This window comes from Halorubrum sp. Atlit-28R, from assembly GCF_003665955.1.
In the GTDB taxonomy this organism is placed as follows: Archaea; Halobacteriota; Halobacteria; order Halobacteriales; family Haloferacaceae; genus Halorubrum; species Halorubrum tropicale.
In genome coordinates this window covers 1-22,303 of record NZ_QPLS01000007.1, presented here as the reverse complement: position 1 = coordinate 22,303, position 22,303 = coordinate 1, and the positions used below count along the sequence as shown (strand labels likewise).

Sequence of the window (22,303 nt, the reverse complement as noted above, 5' to 3'; positions counted from 1 at the left end):
CCGACGCCTGATGACGGCCGGCGGGCTCGGGGTGCGCCGCGTGATCGGCCGGCTGCGCGGCGCGGCGCCCGGTCGCATGGGCGTGTGTATTGCCGGCGTCGCCGTCGCGGTCGCCCTACTGTTCGTCGTCACAGGAATCTCGCTCGGCCTCGCCGCGGGCGCGACCGTCGAGAGCGAAGACATCGACTACTGGATCGTCCCAGACGAGAGTGGATCCGGAAGTGTTCCACTTGAAGCGGAGGGGGCTCGACTGAGCCGCGTGCATGAGGTTACACATCAGCTCCGCGACGATGAGCGAATCGACTACGTCACGCCGGTCGCGCTGCGCCCGGTACAGTTGGAGAATCCCCAAACAGACAACCGGAAATACGTGATCGCTATCGGCGTGATCCCGCCCGATCGATCGCGTCGTGTGGCCGATATAGACGTGAGCGCACTCGATGCCGGATACACTCACTACGACGGTGGGAGCTACGCCGGCGCGTGGTCCGGCGAGATTGTTGTGTCACCCGGCGTCGCCGCAGACCTGGGTCTCGAACGGGGCGACGCGGCCGGCGTGGCCCGGTCCGATCGACCGCTTACTGTCGCGAAGGTCAACGACCGTGAGATGGCGGCCGGGTTCGGTGAGGTTCCCGCGATGGCCATGCCACTGGCCGAACTCCAGTCGATGACGGGTCTCGCCAAGAGCGACGAGGCGGATCAGATCCTTGTCGGGACAACTGACTCGTCGGTCGCGTCGGACCTCGAATCCGTGTATCCAAGCACCGAGGTCGTCTCGCGAACGGGCATCGCCGGAACCGAGGCGACCCCGACGAACCTTCCACTGGCGATGGCACTGGCGTCGGCGCTGGTCGCAGGTGGGATTGGCGTCGCATTCGTCGCCACAATGATGGGACTTGAGCTGACCGCGGGCCGCCGTGAGATTGCTGTCCTCGATGCGGTCGGGTTCTCAAGACGCGCGCGTGCTCTCGTTGTTGTCTCCGAGACAATTACGGTCGCCGTGCTTGGTGGGGTCGTGGGCGTCGGGCTTGGACTAGCCGCGACCGTCGGGGTGAACGCTGGGGTCGCGTCCGCGCTTGGACTCTCTTCGCTGGTCCGGACACCTCCATGGCTCGCCGCATACGCGCTTGTCGCCGCTATCGTTGTCGGACTCTGTGCGGCTCCGTATCCGTTGTATCTGGCCTCAAACACGGACACGCTGGAGGAGTTGACGCGATGAAACGCGTTCGTCGTCTCTGGGGTATCGGCTGGATCGCGCTCCGTCAGCTCCGGTCAGACCGGATGCGAACCCTATTGGCCGTCGTCGGCGTGACCCTCGCCGTACTCTCAGTCACGCTGCTCGCTGGCGTCGGCGCCGGCGTCACCGAAACGGGTAGGGAGACGTTCGACCAGTCCGGCCGCGATCTGTGGGTCTCTGGCGGGCCGATCGATATCGCGCCCAGCACCGTCGGTGGCTTCCAGAACCCGATCCCGAACGCGCACCCGCTCGCGGACGAGATTGGTGCTCACGAGGAAGTCCGTACCGCTGTTCCCTTGGCGTTTCAGGTCGTCTACGTTAGCGCCGACGGCGAGGAGTTCGACACAACGATGGGGAGCGGAACACCCGGGGCAGGTGGGTCCGTGTCGATCACCGAGGGTGACGGATTTATCGGCCCCAGCACCCACTACGCTGGCGGCAATTACACCGGCGAAATGACACACCAGGCGCTTGTTTCGCCCGAGTTGGCCGAAAAGTACAATCTCAGCGTTGGAGACACAGTCCACGTCGGCGGGACGATACAGACCGCTCGCGAAAACGAGTTCGAGGTTGTTGGGATCTCTTCCACGTTCGCGAATTTTTTGGGCACCGGTACAGTCACGCTTCGTCTGAGCGAACTCCAGACACTCACTGGGAACGCCTACGACGACCGGGCCACAATCATCACGATTGAGACGGTTGATGGAGCGGACCCGGCGGCCGTCCGCGAAGAGCTCGCGGCCCGGCATCCCAAATATACGTTCCGTACGAACGAGGAACAACTTGTGGAGGTGCTCGAACGCCAAGCGGTGGTGCTGGCGGCCGGTGCGAGCCTCGTGGCGCTCGGCGTCGTCACCGGCGGGGCGCTCGCGTTGAATCTGCTCCTGTCGATCGTCTACGTCCAGCGCGAGTCACTGTCGGTGCTGCGGGCAGTCGGAGCCACGCGGCTCGGCGTTGTCGGCGTGGCGGTCACACAGTCGCTGACGATCGCGACGCTCGGGTTTCTGGTCGGGGCTGGTACAACGCCGCTGCTCGCCGCAGGCCTCGATCGAATTGCGCTTGCCATCACCGGGTTCGAAGGGCTCGTTCGCGTCCCGCTATCAGCGTATGCTGTGGGCGCACTCGTCGCCTTCGGGTTCGCGCTCCTTGGTGGAATTCTCGGTGCGGTACGCGTCACACGCCTCGCTTCGGCAAACGAATTGCTTCAATGAACTGCCCAACCCAACTCACCTCGTCCAAGAAGCCATCCGACGCGCTGTCCAAGCGATGAAAGATGCCGTTGAACGGTGGAAACAAGGGAAGCGTGTGAGCCAACCAGAGTTCACGTCGTGGAGCATGGTCTACGACAAGCGGAGTGCGACGTTCTCCCGGAACAAAGTTTCACTCTCAACCGTCAACGGGCGCGTCGAGTGCAAGTTTGAAGCGATCGTACTGCGGCCACTCGCGCGGGATACGTGTGCTCGCTGTCGTGTACCACGAACCGTATCACCATCAGTACCGTGATGAAATACGACTTGGCGGAATTCCCTTGTGATAATACGATGTGAATCCTCGTATGGAACCGAATGCTGATCAGTCACAGATACACTCTGCTCTCAAGGATGTGGTCTGTGCTGATCCGGATGTCGTCTTCGCCGCTGTATTCGGATCACAGCTTTCGGGAACAGCTACGCATTCATCAGATATTGATATCGCTGTCAAGTTCACAGCAGACTGTTCTGAACGGGATCGGTTCAAAAAGCGGTGTGTACTCTCTGGGGAGCTCCAACACGAGGAGTTCCCATTCATCGACGTTTCCGATATTGACTCGCTCCCGCTAGGTGTCGCACACGACGCCGTAAATGGCGACCTGCTCTGTGGCGATAAACGGGCCTTCGAGCAATTTAAGACAGACATTGAGGCAGATCTTGACGAGCAACGTGAGACGCTTCGCCGGCACCAGCGTACGGTCATCGATCGGATAGCAGAGGATGGATTGCGTGGTTGACGAACGCGTCGTTGCGGTCAAGCTCGAACAGATCGAGCAGTACCACGGCGAGCTCAACGCGAAACGGGAGACACTGTCTCGCCAAGAGTTCCTCTCGAGTACAACCGAGCAACGTGCTGTTGAACGGATGTTCGAAAACGCAATTCAAACGTGTGCTGACCTCGCTCAACACGTCGCCTCACGCGAGTTCGAATTTGACGGGACGACATCCAAAGGCGCAATTCGAGTACTTGATCGTGAGGGTATGATCGACGAAGAGGCGGCTGATACTCTCGTCGCCGCGATCGGCTTTCGAAATTTCGAAATGTGCTTGCACACGAGTACGGGCACGTTGAGTACGGCGAGGTATACGAAACCCTCCAGACCGGCCTCTCTGTATACGAGAGGTTTAGCCAGCAGATAGCACAATGGATACAAGAGAATAATTGAACCAATTCTGGACGCGGCTGATCGGCCTATGTGGATCGACATACTAGGCGACACCGACGAGGAGCCTACCGTCGATTACGACCCCACAAACGGGCGGTAGCTCGAGAAAGAGTTCACTAACGGACTCGAAGAGTGGTGCCGTGAGAATCCTTGCGCGTCAGCGCGGGGAAGTTATCAACTTCATTCATGACGCACTATCAAAAACTGACCTACCACGTCAGCCCCTCATAGGTGATCCCCTCACGGCGCTCAATGATCCGCCGGCCGTCAACGACCACAGATTCGGCCATTCCATCGAACGCCTCATCAAGGGCCGCAAACTCATCCCAGTCGGTCGCGACGACTGCGCCCGATGCGCCAGCAAGCGCGTCTGCAGCTGAGTCTGCGTACTCAATGTTAGGGAACCGCTCACGCATCGTCTCGGTCGCAACGGGATCATACCCAACCACTTCGGCGCCCCGCTCGCGTAACCCCTTGATCAGCGGAATCGCCCGCGAGTGCCGTACGTCGTCGGTCCCCGGCTTGAACGCCAGCCCGAGGACGGCCACACGTTTGTCGGCCACGTCAACGTGGTTGTCAAGCAGCGCGAGCAGCCGTTGAGGCTGGCGGTCGTTCACTTCGACGGCAGCGTTCAATAGCGGCGGTTCGTACCCAGCTGCCTGCGCTGACGCAATGAGCGCGTTGACATTTTTCGGGAAACATGAGTCCCCCCAGCCGACCCCCGATCGGAGGAACTGCTCACTGATTCGGTCATCAAGCCCCACCGCCTTTAGCACCTCGTAGGCGTCCAACCCAAACTCCTTACAGATGTTTCCAAGGTCGTTTGACAGCGAAATCTTCGTCGCGAGAAAGGCGTTGTTCGCGTATTTAATCATCATCGCGGTCGCTGGGTCCGTCCGGACAACGGGACTGTCGACCGTTTCGGTGAGCGGGCCATACACCCGCTCGAGTGTGACCAGCGCACTCGTCGACTCCGTACCAAACACAATTTTATCGGGCTCCTGAAAGTCCGCAACAGCAGTCCCCTCACGCAGAAATTCGGGGTTGGTCGCGAGCAGCACGTTGTCCGGGTCACCACCCAGCCCGGTCGCCAGCGCCTCCCGAACCTGCGCCAGTCCGGGCGGCGTAGTCGTAGAGGTCACAACCACCAGGTGTTCGTCGTCGGTACCCGGACGAGATAACGCCTCACCGATCAGCTCCGTGGCCGCCAGCAACGGCTCCAGATCAATGCTGCCATCCCCCTCTGTGGGCATCCCAATTGCGAGAAAGGTGGCCGCGGCGTTCGGCAAACCATCATAGGAGGTCGTCGCCGCCAACCGCTCACCGACGTGTTCGGCAAACAGCTCATCGATCCCGGGTTCGTGAATGGGAGCCTCCCCGGCGTTGATCGCATCGACGACCGACTGGTCGATGTCGATCACCGTTACCGTATGCCCCAGATCTGCCAGACAGGCCGCGAGTGTCGTCCCGACGTAGCCGCTGCCGACGACGTTGATTTTCATACAGGTGCCGACACAGCGCGTGGGCAAAACCGCTAGGATCCGGCCGGAACCTATTCTCTTTAAGCGTTTGAAGTCGATTCCGAACCGCCCTTCTCGAGAAGTCGAGCTGTTCGGGGACCGTTGACGTCTTCACCCACTTGTCACCCTGCCGAGCGACCGCCTCTAAGGGAGGGCAAAGAGATATTCGCTAATAATTTCTTCGCGCGCGAGGGCGCGAACAAAAAACGCGCCTCAGTTAGCCAGGTGAGTTAAAGAACCGTATGGCAGCCACGACTGCGAGACAGACGGCAACAACCAGCAGGATGTATGTTGTCAGTTGTGAGAGCGACACCTGGCCAGTTGAAATGGGGAGCATATCAGTCACGCAGACACACAGCACAGGCGAGAGTAAGTCCGATAGCGAGCGCGAGGAGAACAGCAACGAAAGCGGTTGAGGGCGTGTTCACAAGTGCGTCCGACAACGTCATAGCCATACCAGTCACTTGACGAGACAATATTTAACACAAACTGTTTCACTTGATCTCCTCCCGCGCCTGAAGACGCAGGAATCCCACACGGGATTTCAGGCCGAGCGTGGCCCTCTGGTTTCAAAACGCATACGTCTCAAGCGTCTCCTGCTGGGTTACAGCATCGGCGTGGCTGTCTTGTGGGGCGGTCAAACGCCCCCCATCCTCAGCCGAGTCATCGCCATCCGTGTGTTCTCTTGGGTAGCTCTCTCCACTGAGGAAGCGGTCTGCGATGTTTATCGCGCCGTTCACGTCCGCTTGGTACTCACCCGTCCAGCAGTCATCGTTCGTGCTGTGTTGAATAGATACTGAGTCATGGTTACAGCGGCTCACACAGTGGTTCTGTGTTGGCAATGGCGAATATCAAGACGATTTTACAGAACTGACGATACCAACCAAGCGCTCGCACGGCATCGCCGAGCGAGCGCTTCGTTGTCAAATACGATGTTTCGGCCATCCACCGCTGAGAGTAGCCCTTCTCGGTTGAGTGCGTTATTCGCAGCTGCTTTCGCTGACGACCCACGGTAATGAACGAGGTGCCCAACGTCATATGCGGCGATTTCGTACTCGGTATGCCAGTCTTGGAAGCCGTTGTCGGCAACGACGGACTGCAGGTCGTCCGCGTTTCGGCGCACGACCTGCGGTCCGGTCTTCGTATCATGCTTCCACCGAGCTGCGATGTGAAGATCAAGAACAGCCAGCGATTCCACATCAGTCAATATCGTTACTTTCAGCGTCTGTATCGTCCGTCCTGCCCGCTGCCGAATGTACGATGACGCACGTCGCCGATCAAAGAACGTGCTGTCGAGAGCGGCGTGGGCACCGCACTCACTGGGACGGGCGCCATCGCGCTGGGAGGCCAGCTCACGGTTGTGTCGTGGATCACCAACCGATTAGCACGGGCGGCGATGCGCGGGGTCGTCATTTTTGGGAGTCTCGTGCTGGCTATTGGTGGGGGGACGTTGCTGCTGCCCCACTTCGACATGGCCCGACAGCGCACTCGGTCATCGTAGGCGGGACCGGCGCACTGCTGCTCGTGTTGGCTGCCGTGGCGGCTCGCGTTCGACTCCGCCTCTGAGCGGTGGTGGCCTATCTCAGACTCGCTCGCAAGGCACTCACTAAGTGAGGTCAACTCAGCGGATAACAGTAGAGCCGACACTGGCGAGATGCCACCCCGAACTGGTATACACGGAATAAACAGACTCGCTTTGAGCCGTGGCAAGATGTGTGCTGCTCTAGACAGGCGTTACATGTAGCCGAGGGCGCGCAACCGTTCCATCAGGTCCTGCTTCAGGGCTCATTCAGTCTGGCGCCCAATCGGCAGACGATGTTGAGCAACACCGATTGCGATCTTTTATGACGGCTCACCGACCAGTTCGTATAATGACTGAGGACCTCCTCTGTGCGACCGTGAGCGTACGCGGTGTGATTCCTGACACGGACGGCCACGTGCTGACGGTCCAACGTAGCGCAGACCACGGCTGGGAGCTTCCTGGCGGCCGACTGAGCCGTGGGAAATCTCCACGCCAAGGACTCCACCGTGAGATCCAGGAGGAAACCGGGCTCGACGTGGTCATTGCTGACATTAATAACGCCAATTCCTGGGTCAACACTGCGGGCGAGGGTCGCTTCGCGGTCCACTACCGCTGTGACCCAACTGCGGAGAGCGTTACGCCCAGCGATGAACATATTGATTACGCATGGGTCCGCCCCGAAGACGCTGAGCAACTGCTGCGTGACGCACAGCTGAGTGCTGTTCGGAGCGCACTCACAGCACTTGACACCCCTGACACAACAGACGCCTCCTCGCCTGCGCAGGACTAACCGTGCTGGCCAGCGCCGGCCTCAGAACAACGACTCCAACTCGCTGTCACCGTTGCTGCCCATTAGATCACACAGAGTAGCGTCGTGGTCGTCAACAGGCTTCTCACGACGCTGTTGTGTTTTAACAGGCTGTGGTGAATCGCTGTAAGGCGGAGAAATTCACTGTTTATGGATCGTTTGATTTTTTAGACGGCACACATCAGCGCGATTTCGGGGGATTCACGCAACCATGAGCGCGCTCTCACGGCGAAGCCGAGCGAGCGCCTGACAACCGAGTTCACGGCTTCGATCATTGAGCGCTGGTTATAGCGATTATCGTCGATTCTGGCGTTGTGTTCGTGGTCGTACGGTGCAAAGATCCGATGTTTGATCAGGGGTCTGATCCTGAACTCATGTATATCTTCCCGGAGCGATTGCTTGTCGTAGCCTTTGTCGGCGGCGAGAGACCGCAGATCGCCCGCGTTCTGGTGGGCGATTTGCTCAGCAAGGTCTACGTTGCTTCCTTCCTGATTCGTCAAGCAGTGAATGTTAAGGATGGCTTGCGACGCTGTATCAACGAGTTTCGTGACTTTGAGCTTCTGAACGCGGTAGCTGATTCGCTGGCAGTAGTAGCGGCTCGCTGGTGAGCGGTCGTAAAATGTGGCGTCAATCGCGGCATGTTCAGAGAGATCGTGTAGCTGCGCCGACTGGCGCAGCAGCACTCAACAGACGCTCATACTGATCTCGTCGAATGCCTTACACAACGTGAACGGCGCGGGGAGATCCGCCGCATTGAGGCCGATATCTCTAGTTATTTGTGGCATCTCTTTAACCGGGTCGGTCGTCATATGGTACAATGTATCAAGGTAAATTCAGAGACAGTGGAGGGAAACAAGTGCGTAGTCGGTGAATCCGCCGCCACCGCCTGGGGAGGCGGATTTGCCTCCATCGCCAGTAACTCTTTGAGCAATCAACACAACTTCCACGATGAAGTGAGAGATTTGTGCCATGGCGACCGATTCTTCCCGCTTCAACTCCTTTGATTTAGTGGCCCACCTCGCTGCCGTATGGCGGTTCAACACAGGCATTTCATTATCTCAGAGCGGTTTTCAGCTATCGGGGTGTCTAGCGCTCCCGAGGTTACCACCGTGGTACACATGACGCTGTGATCGATCCAGTGAGAGACAGTCACTCCACGGGATGACTGCCGTGCTCTGACGGCCCTTTGCCGTACTTTAGTGGTAACTAGAGCATAAGTACTGTCACAGTCGACAACAGTACCAGACAGAGGAGATTAGGGTGGTATGAAGAGTTATTAACATCATATATTAATTTTCGCTCTTCCGAAGCAGATTGTTGGTCGGGTAGAGCTGTCGCTGTGAAAGCGTAGCGGGCAAGGGTGACGCGAACGCGTCACCTGAACGCAATGTTCCCATTTGAATTGCTGAGTTCAGAGGCGAGCGCCGCGAACCTGCTGGAGCAGGTTCGCTGGCGCGAGGGCCTCTGTTGCCCGCGCTGCCGGTCTGAGTCGGTGATCAAACACGGCAGCTATCGAGAGTATCAACGGTATATCTGTAAGGATTGCGACCGCACGTTCAACGACAAGACCGGCACGATCTTCGCGCACGCGAAGATCGGCCTCGACAAGCTCCTGTTCGCGTTCTACTCGTTCCTCCGGTTCAACACAAGTATCCGCCAGCTAGACGCTGAAATTGATGTTTCGTATCGCTCGCTTCGCCGGCGCGTCGAGCAGTTCGCCAGAACGCTCGACGCGCCAGCCATCAACCTCGTTGGTCCGGTTGAGATCGACGAGTTCTACGTCTCTGCCGGGAAGAAAGGCCGCGAGCGCGACCAAGAGTCGCGCTCGCGTGCCCTCTCGAAACGCGGACGAGGAACGTATGAGGGGGACAAACCGCCAGTGTTCACGCTCGTTGATCGCGGCAGCGGCCAGCGATACGTCGTCCCAGCGAAATCCGCCGATAAAGCGACGGTGCGACTCCTTCTCGACAACCACGAGAAGGAGTCGCTGACTGTCTATACTGACGGATTTCGAGCCTACGATCCACTCGACGATGACGAGAGCTTCCACCGAGAATCAGTGATTCACGGTGACGGCGAGTACGTTGATGGAGACGCACACGTGAACACGTGCGAGAGCCACGCGTCGCTGGCGCGACGGTGGCTCTCGCCGCATCGAGGCGTCTCAAAGGACAAACTGACAGCGTATCTCAGACCGTTCCAACTTCGGCGACGAATCCTCCGCAAACCGGGACGAGAAGCACTGAAACAGATTATTCGAGAAGTTCTCTGACTCACCAACAATGTACTTCACAAGAGCGTTAATTTTTGTCACTAAATACATGAACGACATCCAGCACACCCACCAAAATTTAATAATGTTCAGTTGACACATGATTGTATGAATTCAGAGACCAGATCGGTTCTTTCAGTTCTGTTCGTTGTGATCGTAATAATGGCAGGCATAACTGTGGGAACTACACCGGCCAGTGCTGCTACTGGAGATCTCGAAATTGTAGATGTTGAAGAACAAATTAATGGCAAAACTGTTAACGGTATTGTTCCTGGACAGAGTGTCGATGTTACGGTAGATTACTCTCTTTCTGGTGAATCCTCATATACAATATACATATATGAAGATGACATTACTGAAATAAGTGACGAGCAATTAGCAAGCAAGACTGTTAATAATAACGATGGGACTGTTGAAATATCCGTCCCGGGAGACGAAATTGATGATGCGATGAGTGACGATTCAGACAACAAAGCGGAACTCCGAGCAATAGTACTAAACGGGGCATTTCGTGATGATGTTGAATCTGAAAATGTGGTTAAGAACCGTCCCTCAAGCAACATATTTCTCCAAGATGTTCCTGACAGCATCGCCGAGGGGACGACAGGAAGTGTAACACTGTACGGTTGGAGTGAAAATTCATTCGCAGATTGGGAACTTGCGGAGAGTGATACTCTCGTAGACAATCAAATTGCGAGTGGTTCGGCGTTCGTGGATAATGCTGGATATTATGAAAAAATGGTTGAGTTCGAAGCAGACGAGTACACTGGTGGGTTTGGCGACCCGCCGATAGATGTGCTTGCGAAGTCAACCGATTCATCAAGCACCAGTGAAACGTTTGAGATTAGTGTCCCGGAACCGCCGGAGCCACCGACTGCGGACTTTAGCGTCGATCCAAATCGACAGCTAAACCCCGGAGAAACTGCCTTCTTTGACCCATTTGACTCAACCGCACCCGATGGAAGAATTGTCGAATACAACTGGGACTGGGATAATGATGGTATCTACGAAGACACGACAACTGGTGGCACTGGCCATGCCTTCGACACAGAAAGTGATCAAACAGTTCGGTTGAGGGTCGTTGATGATAACGGGTTGACAGACACAGTCACCAAGACCGTTGAGATGAATCAGCAACCAACTGCTGATTTTGAGTGGGACCCAGAGTCGCCAACCGATCCTGGCGACGTATTCGGGGCTGAGGTGACGTTCTTCGGCTCATACGCGTCTGATCCGGACGGCTCAATAGATACCTATGAGTGGGAACTTCGCAAACAGGATGGATCGCTAACGAAGCGGCCAGATGGGATGACACCCATCGTGGATAAGTTGTACGTCGGAACATACGAGATGACCCTCACAGTAACCGACACTGACGGGGGGACAGACAGTATCACGAAGACGTTCAGTGTCTCTGATGGGGCACCTCCGACGGCGAGTGCTGGAGCAGATACTACTACGTCGGTTGGAGAGCCGGTCACCTTTGACGCGAGTGGATCGGAAGACAACGTGGGAATTTCGGCGTACGAGTGGGATGTTGACGACGACGGATCGTACGAAAAATCCGGTCAGTTTACTGAGCACACGTACCAGACAACTGGGACAACGACAGTCACACTTCGGGTCACTGACGAAGCCGGAAACACGGATACAGACACGCTTCAGGTAACAGTCGAAGACACGACCTCCCCGGACGCTGATGCGGGCGGCGACAAAAGCACGTCTCTCAGCAATAACGTGAACCTTGACGCAGGTGGCTCGTCCGACAATGTGGGAATCACATCGTATGACTGGGACATTGACGACGACGGGGAATACGAACGGTCCGGGCGGGGAACCGCAGTCGGCTTCCAAGACCCAGGCACCTACGCTGTCACACTACGGGTTACGGACGAGGCCGGGAACACTGACACAGATACAATCCAAATCACCGTTACCGACGAAGCAGCGCCGTCTGCGGACGCTGGTCAGAGCAAAAGCGTTGCTACTGGTGAGTCGGTGAGGTTTGATGCGAGCGGCTCGTCTGACAACATCGGGATAACTGCGTACAGCTGGGATATTGACGATGACGGCTCCTACGAGAAATCTGGCCAGACAATCTCCCATGCGTTTGAGTCCACGGGCACAAAAACCGTCACCCTGCGGGTGAGAGACGCTGCCGGGAACACTGCCACTGACAGCATTGCGGTCACCGTTGCTGACGCCGAACCGCCAACAGCTGACGCAGGGAGCGACAAGACGGGGAGTCTCGGTGACTCGTTCACCTTCGATGCGAGTGGTTCATCGGACAATGTTGGAATCGACCGCTACGAGTGGGATCTTGACGGCGACGGCAGCTACGAGACGACCGGCAAGCGCGTCTCCAAATCGTATGACGAGCCAGGGACAACAACTGTCACGGTACGCGTCGAGGACGCAGCTGGCAATACTGCCACCGACACGGTTGAGGTCGCAGTCGAAGACACCACGGATCCCACGGCAGTGACTGGGCCGGACCGGACCGTTGTAAGCGGTGAAACGGTGCGGTTAGATGGCAGCGATTCGCTCGATAATGTCGGCGTCGTGGATTACCACTGGGATGTTGATGGAGACGGCGCCTACGAGAACACTGGCGCAGAGGTGACAACAACGTATCCGACGGCCGGCACGGCAACGGTCACGCTTCAGGTGCGTGATGCGGCCGGAAACACAGATACAGAGACGGTTGAGATAACTGTCGAGGACGAAGGTGACACGACACCGCCAGACGCAGATGCGGGCGCCGACACGACCGCGACTGTGGGTGAGACCGTCGAGTTTGACGGGTCCGCGTCGACAGACAACAGCGAGATTGCGACCTACGAGTGGGACCTCGATGCGGACGGTACATACGAAGCGACCGGAGCGAGCGTTGACCACACCTTCGAGAGCGCCGGCAACAAGTCGGTAACGCTTCTGGTCACCGACGCGGCTGGCAACACCGACACGGACACCGTTACAGTTCAGGTCGAAGAAGCCGAAGAACCCGCGGTCACCGCGGAAGCCGGGGGGCCGTATTCCGTCACCGCCTTTGAGAGCGTTAAGCTCAATGCTAGTGGGAGTACGGCAAGCAACACCGAGATCGTTGCTACCGAGTGGGAGCTACTCGACGAAGTCGGGACCATCGCAGACGACACCTACCAACCTCCGGATGAACTTGCTGCCGACCAGACCATACAGGTCCGGCTCACAGTGACTGCGGCCGACGGGGCAACAGATACCGACACGGCCGAAATCAGTGTTGAACAACCATCAGAGGGACCGACTGCTAACTCCGGAGGCCCATACTCAGTCTCTGAGGGTGGAGCTGTCGGTCTCAATGCGAGCGGTAGCACGGCACCTGACGGTGAAATCGTCCAAACAGCGTGGAAGGTGATCAACGGCCAAGGAACGATTACCGACGGCACGTATCAAGCACCGAGCGGGCTTTCAGAGGATATCACTGCCACCGTCCAGCTCACCGTCACGACCTCCAATAACCAATCAGACACCGACACTAGCACGATCTCCGTCCAAGCCGACTCTACCCCTGACCCATCGACGAACCCGGTCCTCAGCAGTCTCAGTATCGCCGACAACGGCACCACCGCGACGATCACGGAAGGTGATGACGAGCCGGTCGATCTACGCATCAAAAACACCGGTGACACACAGGAGACGTTCACAATTGCGGCGACTCTCGGCGACCAGACTGCGACAAAGACGGCCACTGTCGACGCCGGTGCCGTCAAACAAACTACCTTCAGCAATGTCACCACTAAACTCGACCCAGGAACCTATACGGTGACTGTCCGAGACCAAGCGGGAACCGCTACATTGACCGGCGAACTCACCGTGACTGACGCAGAGCCACCGACAGAAGGAGCAACTGTCACGTCTACTTCAGACGCTCTTACAATACCAGCCGGTAGCTCGAACACAGTTGCTGTCGCCGTCAACAACATTGAAGATATCGGCGGCTATGATCTCAATCTCTCGCTGGCAAACGAAGGGACCGCACAGATCACCGACGTTACTCTAAATGGCGATCCAAGCGTTGAAAATGTCAGTATCGCACCCGGTGGTCAGTTCGCGACAATCAATGCTGCCGCAGCCAAGATTGACGGAACAGACCCAACTGTCGTGGCGTCAGTCGAACTGACCGGGACCGCCGTCGGAAACACCAGCCTCGAGATGACCGCAAACACCATTACCGATCGTGGCGGAGATAAATACAACATCACTACGAACACGGCTGCGGCAGCCATTACGGTTCAGGCTGGACCAGGTGATATCACTGGGAACGACGAACCGGCTACAGACCCGGACAATGATGATGTATATGAGGATATCAACGGTGACGGGTCCGTAGATATCTTCGACGTCCAAGCGCTATACAATAACCTCGAGACAGATACCGTCCAGGGGAACCCAGCCTTTGACATCAACGGCGACGGGTCCGTGGACATCTTCGATGTCCAAGCGATGTTTATTGACCTCTAATATCTCTTTATTCTCGGACAAGGGTGGAGAAGGTTGAATGGGACACTCTTCCACGATTGACATCCTCCTCCGCGTGAACCCGAAGTAACCCCGAGCGGGGGGAGTTTCAGGTTTGTGACCATGAATGCCGCCACTTTACGGGAACCCGTTTAACCAAGTCGTCGTGGTCGGTGGCTGTCTGGTGTTAACGAGAACGGATTTCTCGTTCGCACATCAGAAATTGGATATTTCTGAGGACGGTGTCAAACTCGCCCTTTAGCGCGTGGAGGAGGTTAACTGAGCGGACGGCTTCCAGCCTCAGGGCTTGGCCTCGAGGCACTCGGCCTGCTCAGCCTGAGGACACACCGGAACTCAGTAGGTCGTGATATCGACGTCAGTGACGCACTCACGCCCGACCGGCCGCCACCGCTGGCCGGTCCACTCCTCGTCGAGTTGCCACCAGCCTGGCACATCTTCTCGGTCGACGAACCGGATTCGACGGCGTGCGGTGTTGCTCGGAGTGTACTCAATACTGACGGTCTCCGGGTCGAGGTCTGGGTCAACGCCGCGGCGTGGCGAGGTTGCGTCAGCGTCCTCGTCTGTCTCGTCGGCTACGTCGCATCGCTCACGGTCATCAGCAGCCGCCTGAGTGGGTGGTGTCGACTCATCAGCGGGACCACCATCACTGGCCGTCTCAGTTGGCTCGTGACGCCGATATTTCACGCTTTCTGGCGTGCTCTCGTCGTCACCGAAGAACCACTCAGCCTGTGCGCTGTTCAGGCGTGGCCCCTCGTAGTACTCTTTGTAGTGAGCGTTCCAGGCGTTGCGGTGTTCAATCGGGAGCTGTCGATGCCACTGTCGGTACGGCGGTTTGTCCACCAACCAAATGCGACATCGATCGGCGTTGCTTAGGCTGAACTCAATATCGACCGTCTCCAAGCCGGAATACTGGTGGAGAGGTCAAATCTGTCTGAACAGCAACTGGACATCGAATACACTAACACGTCCATCGCCATCAATATCGAAGGCAGCATTGCCCGAGACGGCAGTCGAGTCCAGGTTACTGAACAATGCTTGGACATCGAAGATATCGACTGTCCCATCGCCGTCGATATCCTCATACACGCCGTCACCGTCAGGATCAGTTGCAGGATGACCGTTTCCAGTCACATCCCCAGGTGTAGACCGTTCGACGATAGTAACTTCTGTCGTCGCTTCGGCGTCAGCAACTGAATAGGTGCGTCCGTCAGTACCCTCCAAGGAGTCAACTGTCGCCGTAAGTATTGTACTGTTTGGAGTAGTGCCTTGAAGCGTTACTGTCGCTAACGTGGCGGGGTCACCTGTGATATCCGCGAGGGCGACATCAACAGATGCTTTGTGTCCGTTTGGGCCAATAGTCACATTTTCTCTTCCGGGCTGGCCGGCGAGTTCAACTTGTTGAATCGCAACCCCGTTTCCAGCCACACTTAAATCGAAACTGTGAGATGTGACGCCACTCACGTCTGTCACAGTCACGTCGACAGTGGTTGTTCTATTCGAGGCGACAGACACGTGATCAGGAGTGGTCGTCACAGCAACGCCTGTCGACCGCACAGTTATTGACTGGGTGCCAGTGATGACGCTTTCATCACTTTCCACGGCAACAGTAATGTCGTAGGTGCCGGGGTCGTCTGGGGTCCACTCGACTGTGTCGCCTGTTGCGTCGTACTCCCCATTTCCGGTAAAGTCCCACTGAATTTGATCAGGGTTGTGAATCTGTCTCGAGAAGGGGCCATACCCCTCTGAATTCTCGACGCGGAGGTGTTCACCATCATAATAAAACATCGGCTTGAGATCGATGCCAGCCCACTGGTTCATCGGGTCATCCGCACTGCCCGAAAGCCATCGGTCGTAGAACGCATCGAACGAGTCACCGGTGACCCGTTCGAACTCCTGTTCGAGATCAGTTCCTTCTGAATTTCGAAGCAGCCGCAGGGTTGTTTCGCGACCATATTCGGCGAACATCGCTTCCATGAACACGCCAGCCTGCGTGTACTCTTGGCCGGTCTGATTCCAGTTCAACAGTGCTTCTTGTGGCGGTTTTTCGACTGGCCCCTGCCGAGCAGGGTACTGTTCATAGACAGCATGCCCCTCAAACAGGAAGTTCCACTCCCCATCGGTTTCTGCGTCCATCTCATAGCCGGCTAGATGGACCAATTCATGTCGAGTGATACTTTCCAGCCGTGAGAGTCCCTGCTCCGTATGGATTCCAATCTCGTTCGGTTGGGAAGCGTAACCCCCCCGTCGGAGATCAAGCACGTCACGAACCTGCTCTGGTGTCTGGATTTGGAATTCGACCGTGTCCGGCAGTGTGTCGGTACGCTGTTTGATTACTTGATACGCAGTTGGGAGTTCCTGCTGAAGAAGTGCGATCGCGACGCGTTCTTCGTACCCATCGGCCTCATCGCTAAATTCGAACTCATAGTGTTCAAGTGACTCGTGGAGCCGAATAACCTCGACCTGTGAAACGCGTCGTTCAACCGGTCCATCAGCTCCCTCAACGGCGAGCGTAACACGAAGCGAGACATTTCCGGTGTCCTCAAGATAGACGGAACCGGCACCATCCATATTCGCATCGCCGCCATTCGGATCCACGAGGCGTGCGGGACCAGCAACACGAATGTCGCGAATTTCGACTGAGCGGTTCGGTTCACGATCACGGACACCAAGTGTCAGCGTGGAATCCGCAAGAGCGGTGTCTTCATGGGTAAAATTGGTAAGATATGTCTCGTTGGCTTTCAGGCCAATATCCACAGCAACCGGTCTAAGCGTTACTGACGCCGTGTCTGTCCTACCTTGTGCGTCTTGGATTTCAAGCGTGAGCGTCTGTGTTGACTCAACGTCGATCTGACACGTTACACCGTCACAGGTGTCCCCACTGAGTCGGGTGCCGTTTCTGAACCACCGATATGTCAGGGTTCCAGTTCCGGAACTATTCGTGGCGTTCAGTTCGACCGTCGAGCCCGGCGTCGGGTAGTGTGTCTCAGTATCGAGTGATACATTTATTGGTGTTACGGAACGGTCTGTCTCACCCTCAACTACATAGATGGTCTGTTGGCCGTAGCCGGTCGTACTAAATGCAATCGTCCCATTCGCAACGGCGACGCGCGGGGCATCGATTTGTTCATCAATTCCGTCTGAAAGCGTCCAGAGCGGGTCGGCACTCGCTGTAAAATAGACACCGACACCGGACGCGGTCGAAATGAGATACTCGTCAGCAACGACTGGATTGTCAAGGTTAGCTTCCCAGACAGTCTCGTTGGTATCACGGTCAATCGCTTCGTGGCCGGTTATCAACAGTTCCTCCGTAAATCGGAGGCTGGTTCCGCGCGTCTCGTTATTACGCCACAGTGTGTCACCAGTTGTCGGATCAAAGGCGAGAATATCCTCGCTGATGAAGTGAGGAGTTCCATTGACAATGACTGGTGGTGATTCGCCACCTTGCATCGATGTCTGGTGTTGCCACCGTTGGCTTCCATTCGTCGCATATAATGCCGTGACACAATCAAATGAGAATCCAATCTCTGGATCACGGCACGCTCCGGCGGTGTACACCGTCTCGTTGGTGACACTTGGTGAAGCCGTGCCACTCCCAAGATTTGACGCTTGCCAGAGTTTGGTTCCCGTCTCAAAATCGAACGCAGACGCTGTACCGCCGGATTCTTTCACATAGATTGTGCCATTGTCGATGACTGGGGCGGAGATAGCCCTCGAGTTGTACACGTAGATTTCAGTCTTCCAATCGAGTTCACCAGTTTCAGCGTCAATTCCGTAGATATATTCTCCGCTAACTGCCACAACTCGATTGTCTACAATAGCGGGTGCGGCGGGGATTGATTCCTGTGACTCCGGTGTGAACCGCCACTGTTCTGTTCCCGTCTGTGCGTCAAACGCGATAACAGCGCTGTTAGGATCGGTGGTCTGCTCGCTCCAAGAAACATAGAGCGTGTCACCGTCCATTACTGGCGCACTCACAGTTCCGTCTGGGAGCGTCTCTGACCATGCGATGTCAACATCGCGAACAGGAACCGACGTGTTGTGTGTCGACTTGGTGTTCTTAGCGTCACCATTCCGCATTGGCCAACCCCCTGAGGCCCTGTAAGGCGTCGTACCGACTGTCTCAACAGACGTTGTCGTGTCAGTTTCTATGGATGTCGTGTTCGTAGTGTTATGTGTCGCTTGGGAAATCGTAGATGATAGGTCGGAGGCAACCGGTGAGTTGGCTGAACTCCCGGTCTCAGTCCCAACACTATCCACTGCTCCGACAGCTCCTGCCGTAAACGCGAGAACAGCCACAATCAATAACACTGCTAAGCCGATTCGTGTGAGTAGATCGTTCTGTGATACACTCTGACCGAACCAGCAGGTGGCCGGCGGGTCAACAGTGCCGTTTCTGGTCCGTCGCAATTTCATAGGTTATTGATTTGAATTGCTCAGTATAGTTCTTTCTCTGAGCGGATCAGCCATCCTCAGGCCAGCGGTACAATTATTGGATATAGTTACAATGAGTACAATTAATTTGAATTTTACTAAGACAATCTGTCCAATTCTGATCAAGATATCTAAATATACTATCACATACTTATTGTGGAATAATATTCCAATAGAGCAGTCACACATTGGATATTGGCGCATGTCTGAATCACTGCCAGTAGAGTCGAACAATTCTATATTATTTGGAACTCGATTTGAATCGAGGTTGTTGTACAATATTCCTCTTGCGCCTTTCGGTAGGGGGTCGTTAATACAGTCACAGTAATCTCATAGGTAGCCGCAACTACCGATCCGAACGGCTTTGTAACTCAAGTGGAGTTCACGTAAGATGGGCTAAAATCGCTAGACACCAAGCCATCAGCAATGTGCTACACAAAAGCGCCCGTCTTGTATCGGCGATCACCGATATCGCATAGTATGAGTTCTTCTTGGACACAAGACTCTCGTATAGGTTTTTCAAAAAAACTCGCGGCAGAGTTATCAACGTCCATCCGTACAAACCATACGTTAATGAGTGAACCGCTTTGCTCGGGAACAGAAGATCCAGGTTCTAATGATGAAGAGTCACTAGAATCACTGCCGGCGATCGGCGGAGATGATCCTCCAATGGACATCGACGGTGACGGACTATACGAAGACATCGATGGTAACGGGGAGGCTGATATCTTCGACGTTCAGACACTTTACGATAATCTTGATACAGGTGCTGTACAAGACAACGCAGAAGCATATAATTTCTCAGATGGCGACCCAACCGAGGTCACAATCTTCGATGTCCAAGAACTATACAAGCAAATATCATCTTCTTCCGATTAAAAACAGAAGAATTGCGAACAAAGTAATGAGACAAACAGTCACATGATAATCAAAGCGGCAAACCGACCCCGTGCTACTAGCCGTACATCTTGTTCTCTTATTGTATGTCGTGGGCGTGATCATGAACAGCGAGTGGGCATTGACATCCTCCTCCGCGTTCACGCGGAGGAAGATATCGATCTCAGAGCGGCACTATCCCCTCAACCTCAACGAGGGCCATGGGACACCCTGTTATCGACAATTCTCACCGATTAGCCACCGGACTGGGCTAGTAGTAGGCCGCCCACCTGTCATGACAGTGTAACAGTGATTTGTACTGTGTCGTCAGATGTATCGGAGGAAGAGGTCGAATCAGACTGGTCGCCAGAGTCGGCAGCGACCGGAGACGATGATAGAATTGCAGTAGTCCCGGACCCCGCGGCGATCAGTAGCAATTCTCGTCGGTTCATAGCAGTGAATTTAGCGCAGTATGATAAACGCTTTGTGGTCGACAATTTGGTCGATTTAAGTTGCCGTGAATTGTGGTAGACGGCGAAAACTTTGAGCCAGTTTTGAGCTGTCCCCAGCGCAACATTTCTGAAACGATCGAGATAGGCTGTAGATCGGCTTTATGAATTCAGCTGTGGATCACGACATGACTCCGCTTGATCCCAAATCTCTCGCGATGTTTATTTACCTCACGTGTGACTACCGGCTAAGTGACAGCAGATCCCTGCTTCAATTGCCCATCGCGGCGTTCGATCTCGCTCCACAAACGGCAAGTCGATCTACCGGACACGTTCGCTGAGGCGGTCGAATTCTGCCATAGACACTCAGAAATCGTCCGACTCATCGCCTAACTTAACACGGCCCCCTCACTGAGGGGTAGGCCCACGTCTTCAAGGGGGTTCGTAGGTTCCATCTCACTGCGGGTTCGGTCGAGTACGACCTGGGTTTCGGGTGAGCCGCGACAGCCCCCGCCGTCGATTGTGGGCTCGTGAAAATTTATCACAAAGGTAGACTGGAATTAGTACACCGGAAAGTCATGACAAACAATGGCTTGGATGCGCTGGGCGGAGCATTTTTTTCGTGAAGCATCTGCCGAACTCGTCGATGAACTGTTTGTGCGGGGCGTAATTCCAGAAGACGGGGAAGACACGGTGCGAGGGCGACTGGAAGAAGGGGAGCCAGCAGCGGCACTCTGTATTGGCCTGTCCGAAGACACCGATTGACATCTTCCCCGCGCTGAAGCGCGAGGCTTTCGCCTCAATTCTCCGTAAATTACAGGTGCTCGTTCAGCCGGGTCTGTTTTGTTTTGAGCTCAGATTCAGTGTTGTCAGCTGGGTCAGGGTCGATCCGCTGCCAGCCGTCCGGTTTGACATACGCCAGCATCTCGATGGTCGCGTCCTCAGTGATTGTGAGATACGCCCGTGGCCCGTTTGAGGTGGTTACCTCAAGCCGGTCGATCTTCGCGTTGAGCTCATACCCTCGTTGAAGAAAGTCAGCAGCACACTCGCGGAGAAACGCCTGCTGGTGATCGGTAAGGTCGTCATAGCCGTGGACACCCTTGACCGTTGCGCGTGCCGTTTTGCGGTAATTCGACGGCGGCGACGTGTTTGGTCCCGAGCCGATAACTGTTTTCGACACGAGAATTAAACCGAGCACCCCCACGAATACAATCCCGACCCAGAGGCTGTTTTGGAGTAAAATATCTTCCATACCATACGTCGCCGTAGTGACTAATATAAACGTGTGCGTATAGATATCGTCCCTGAGAACACAGAAAACTGCTCTCACCGGCCCTACTCGCGCGCGGCGCTGCTGTTCGCTTCGTGCGAAGAGGAGCGTTTAGTACGCCGTGTTGGTAACGCAGAGTATGCCGCTTCCTGACTCGATACCCCTCAGAGCCAACTGACAGCGTACTTGTTGGCTCGGGTGCCTCCGAGGATGGAGCAATATTCGTTAAGAGCAAACATATCACTTCTGACATATATGTATCGGCCAAAGAGATCGGTGTCACAATGGCGGCACTTGAGGAGGACCACGCTACGCCCTTCCAAATGGACCGCCACGGCGGGACGTCTGATGGAACCACCTAGCGGATTGAAGCCCGGGATTGAGATTACTGCCGGGTAAAACGGCTCGGTGGGGGGTTCGTTCGCCAACAGTGCTACTCGTTGTCGAACATCTGGCGCATCATCGGGTGCATTTCCATCAGCTGCTCTTCCGCGACCTCCTCGTACAACTTGTACGTGATGGAGACCGCGAGCAGCAGCCCCGTTCCGGAGACTTGCCCGATGGTGCCGAGCAGGTTCGCCATCACGGCGAGCAGCCCGACGAGGGCGCCACCGATGACGGTCACCTGCGGGATGTACCGCTCCATGACCTTCTCGACGACCTGCGGGTTCCGGCGGAACCCGGGGATCTGCATCCCGGAGTTCTGGATCTGCTTCGCGGTCGCCTCCGGCCCCATGCCGGTGGTCTCGACCCAGAAGATCGCGAAGATGGCGCCGCCGACGATCATGAACGTCAGGTCGACGGCGAGCCGGACCGCGATCATCCACGGTTCGACCGACGCCGGAATCTCGCCGAGAAACCACATCCACTGGCCGCGGCTCTGGATGGGGTTCAGGTAGTAGAACAGCCCGGAGATGGGCTGTCCGGCGTCGCTGTACTCGCCGAGGAACGCCGGCATCCCCGCCCACTGCGAGGAGAGGATCT

General features: G+C 56.0%; 13 protein-coding genes and 6 pseudogenes. 11 read left to right on the top strand and 8 right to left on the bottom strand.

Annotated features, from left to right (window positions below; translation table 11 throughout):
- The first annotated feature begins 10 nt into the window (after positions 1–10).
- The 6 genes and pseudogenes from DVK06_RS11990 to DVK06_RS19765 all read left to right on the top strand — a co-directional run bounded on the left by DVK06_RS11990 (position 11) and on the right by DVK06_RS19765 (position 3,653).
- The gene (locus tag DVK06_RS11990) at positions 11–1,219 is read left to right on the top strand and encodes an FtsX-like permease family protein (RefSeq protein WP_233561685.1); all 1,209 of its coding nucleotides are present in this window, start codon (positions 11–13) and stop codon (positions 1,217–1,219) included.
- Positions 1,216–2,448 (top strand): ABC transporter permease, encoded by a 1,233-nt coding sequence (locus tag DVK06_RS11985; RefSeq protein ID WP_121600415.1) that lies wholly within the window; start codon positions 1,216–1,218, stop codon positions 2,446–2,448. The genes DVK06_RS11990 and DVK06_RS11985 overlap by 4 nt, the downstream gene beginning before the upstream one ends.
- A 16-nt stretch (positions 2,449–2,464) precedes the next feature.
- Positions 2,465–2,659, top strand: a pseudogene (locus DVK06_RS19255) (RNA-guided endonuclease TnpB family protein); the annotation flags it as partial.
- Between the two features lie 133 nt (positions 2,660–2,792).
- Positions 2,793–3,224, top strand: a complete 432-nt coding sequence (locus tag DVK06_RS11975; protein ID WP_121600414.1) for a nucleotidyltransferase domain-containing protein — start codon at positions 2,793–2,795, stop codon at positions 3,222–3,224.
- Positions 3,208–3,462, top strand: a pseudogene (locus DVK06_RS19770) (HepT-like ribonuclease domain-containing protein); the annotation flags it as partial. The gene DVK06_RS11975 and the pseudogene DVK06_RS19770, both read left to right, overlap by 17 nt.
- 68 nt (positions 3,463–3,530) lie before the next feature.
- Complete coding sequence (locus DVK06_RS19765; protein WP_369333402.1) at positions 3,531–3,653, top strand: HepT-like ribonuclease domain-containing protein; 123 nt, start codon at positions 3,531–3,533, stop codon at positions 3,651–3,653.
- Between the two features lie 209 nt (positions 3,654–3,862).
- Here the strand turns inward: DVK06_RS19765 and aglM are convergent, their stop codons facing one another.
- The 3 genes and pseudogenes from aglM to DVK06_RS11955 all read right to left on the bottom strand — a co-directional run.
- Entirely contained in the window at positions 3,863–5,155 is a 1,293-nt protein-coding gene (gene aglM, locus DVK06_RS11965; protein WP_121600413.1) for a UDP-glucose 6-dehydrogenase AglM, read from the bottom strand.
- A gap of 587 nt (positions 5,156–5,742) precedes the next feature.
- Positions 5,743–5,952: pseudogene (locus tag DVK06_RS19250) on the bottom strand (RNA-guided endonuclease TnpB family protein); the annotation flags it as partial.
- 28 nt (positions 5,953–5,980) lie between these two features.
- A pseudogene (locus tag DVK06_RS11955) lies at positions 5,981–6,482 on the bottom strand (transposase); the annotation flags it as partial.
- Positions 6,483–7,044: 562 nt separating this feature from the next.
- On the opposite strand from DVK06_RS11955, the gene DVK06_RS11950 reads away from it, so the two are divergent.
- On the top strand, positions 7,045–7,485 hold the full coding sequence (locus DVK06_RS11950) for an NUDIX domain-containing protein (RefSeq protein ID WP_121600412.1): 441 nt from the start codon (positions 7,045–7,047) through the stop codon (positions 7,483–7,485).
- Positions 7,486–7,670: 185 nt separating this feature from the next.
- On the opposite strand, the pseudogene DVK06_RS11945 reads toward DVK06_RS11950, so the two are convergent.
- A pseudogene (locus DVK06_RS11945) lies at positions 7,671–8,474 on the bottom strand (IS5 family transposase).
- Between the two features lie 416 nt (positions 8,475–8,890).
- Between DVK06_RS11945 and DVK06_RS11940 the strand changes: the two are divergent.
- Together DVK06_RS11940 and DVK06_RS11935 are read left to right on the top strand one after the other, a co-directional pair.
- Positions 8,891–9,775, top strand: coding sequence for an IS1595 family transposase (locus tag DVK06_RS11940; protein WP_121600411.1), 885 nt, complete (start codon positions 8,891–8,893; stop codon positions 9,773–9,775).
- 108 nt (positions 9,776–9,883) lie between these two features.
- Positions 9,884–14,275, top strand: coding sequence for a PKD domain-containing protein (locus tag DVK06_RS11935; RefSeq protein ID WP_121600410.1), 4,392 nt, complete (start codon positions 9,884–9,886; stop codon positions 14,273–14,275).
- 351 nt (positions 14,276–14,626) lie between these two features.
- Here the strand turns inward: DVK06_RS11935 and DVK06_RS11930 are convergent, their stop codons facing one another.
- On the bottom strand, positions 14,627–15,193 hold the full coding sequence (locus DVK06_RS11930) for a hypothetical protein (RefSeq protein ID WP_199718654.1): 567 nt from the start codon (positions 15,191–15,193) through the stop codon (positions 14,627–14,629).
- Positions 15,194–15,214: 21 nt separating this feature from the next.
- The gene (locus DVK06_RS11925) at positions 15,215–18,253 is read right to left on the bottom strand and encodes a PQQ-binding-like beta-propeller repeat protein (protein ID WP_158600074.1); all 3,039 of its coding nucleotides are present in this window, start codon (positions 18,251–18,253) and stop codon (positions 15,215–15,217) included.
- Positions 18,254–19,297: 1,044 nt separating this feature from the next.
- Between DVK06_RS11925 and DVK06_RS18255 the strand changes: the two genes are divergently transcribed.
- Together DVK06_RS18255 and DVK06_RS18680 are read left to right on the top strand one after the other, a co-directional pair.
- Positions 19,298–19,603 (top strand): hypothetical protein, encoded by a 306-nt coding sequence (locus DVK06_RS18255; RefSeq protein WP_147438065.1) that lies wholly within the window; start codon positions 19,298–19,300, stop codon positions 19,601–19,603.
- A 1,034-nt stretch (positions 19,604–20,637) separates the two neighbouring features.
- Positions 20,638–20,814 carry a hypothetical protein gene (locus tag DVK06_RS18680; RefSeq protein ID WP_158600073.1) on the top strand — a complete coding sequence of 59 codons (177 nt, stop codon included), beginning with the start codon at positions 20,638–20,640 and terminating at the stop codon, positions 20,812–20,814.
- Between the two features lie 49 nt (positions 20,815–20,863).
- Here the strand turns inward: DVK06_RS18680 and DVK06_RS11915 are convergent, their stop codons facing one another.
- Together DVK06_RS11915 and DVK06_RS11910 are read right to left on the bottom strand one after the other, a co-directional pair.
- Positions 20,864–21,301 carry a hypothetical protein gene (locus DVK06_RS11915; RefSeq protein ID WP_121600408.1) on the bottom strand — a complete coding sequence of 146 codons (438 nt, stop codon included), beginning with the start codon at positions 21,299–21,301 and terminating at the stop codon, positions 20,864–20,866.
- Positions 21,302–21,752: 451 nt separating this feature from the next.
- Positions 21,753–22,303: pseudogene (locus tag DVK06_RS11910) on the bottom strand (preprotein translocase subunit SecY); the annotation flags it as partial.

Excerpts from the sequence above, each read along its gene's own strand:
- DVK06_RS11990 (WP_233561685.1), top strand. The coding sequence starts at position 11 with ATGACGGCCGGCGGGCTCGGGGTGCGCCGCGTGATCGGCCGGCTGCGC.
- DVK06_RS11940 (WP_121600411.1), top strand. The coding sequence starts at position 8,891 with ATGTTCCCATTTGAATTGCTGAGTTCAGAGGCGAGCGCCGCGAACCTG.
- DVK06_RS11985 (WP_121600415.1), top strand. The coding sequence starts at position 1,216 with ATGAAACGCGTTCGTCGTCTCTGGGGTATCGGCTGGATCGCGCTCCGT.
- aglM (WP_121600413.1), bottom strand. The coding sequence starts at position 5,155 with ATGAAAATCAACGTCGTCGGCAGCGGCTACGTCGGGACGACACTCGCG.
- DVK06_RS11935 (WP_121600410.1), top strand. The coding sequence starts at position 9,884 with ATGAATTCAGAGACCAGATCGGTTCTTTCAGTTCTGTTCGTTGTGATC.
- DVK06_RS11915 (WP_121600408.1), bottom strand. The coding sequence starts at position 21,301 with ATGGAAGATATTTTACTCCAAAACAGCCTCTGGGTCGGGATTGTATTC.
- DVK06_RS11975 (WP_121600414.1), top strand. The coding sequence starts at position 2,793 with ATGGAACCGAATGCTGATCAGTCACAGATACACTCTGCTCTCAAGGAT.
- DVK06_RS11925 (WP_158600074.1), bottom strand. The coding sequence starts at position 18,253 with ATGGACGGTGACACGCTCTATGTTTCTTGGAGCGAGCAGACCACCGAT.
- DVK06_RS18680 (WP_158600073.1), top strand. The coding sequence starts at position 20,638 with ATGGCTTGGATGCGCTGGGCGGAGCATTTTTTTCGTGAAGCATCTGCC.
- DVK06_RS18255 (WP_147438065.1), top strand. The coding sequence starts at position 19,298 with ATGAGTGAACCGCTTTGCTCGGGAACAGAAGATCCAGGTTCTAATGAT.
- DVK06_RS11950 (WP_121600412.1), top strand. The coding sequence starts at position 7,045 with ATGACTGAGGACCTCCTCTGTGCGACCGTGAGCGTACGCGGTGTGATT.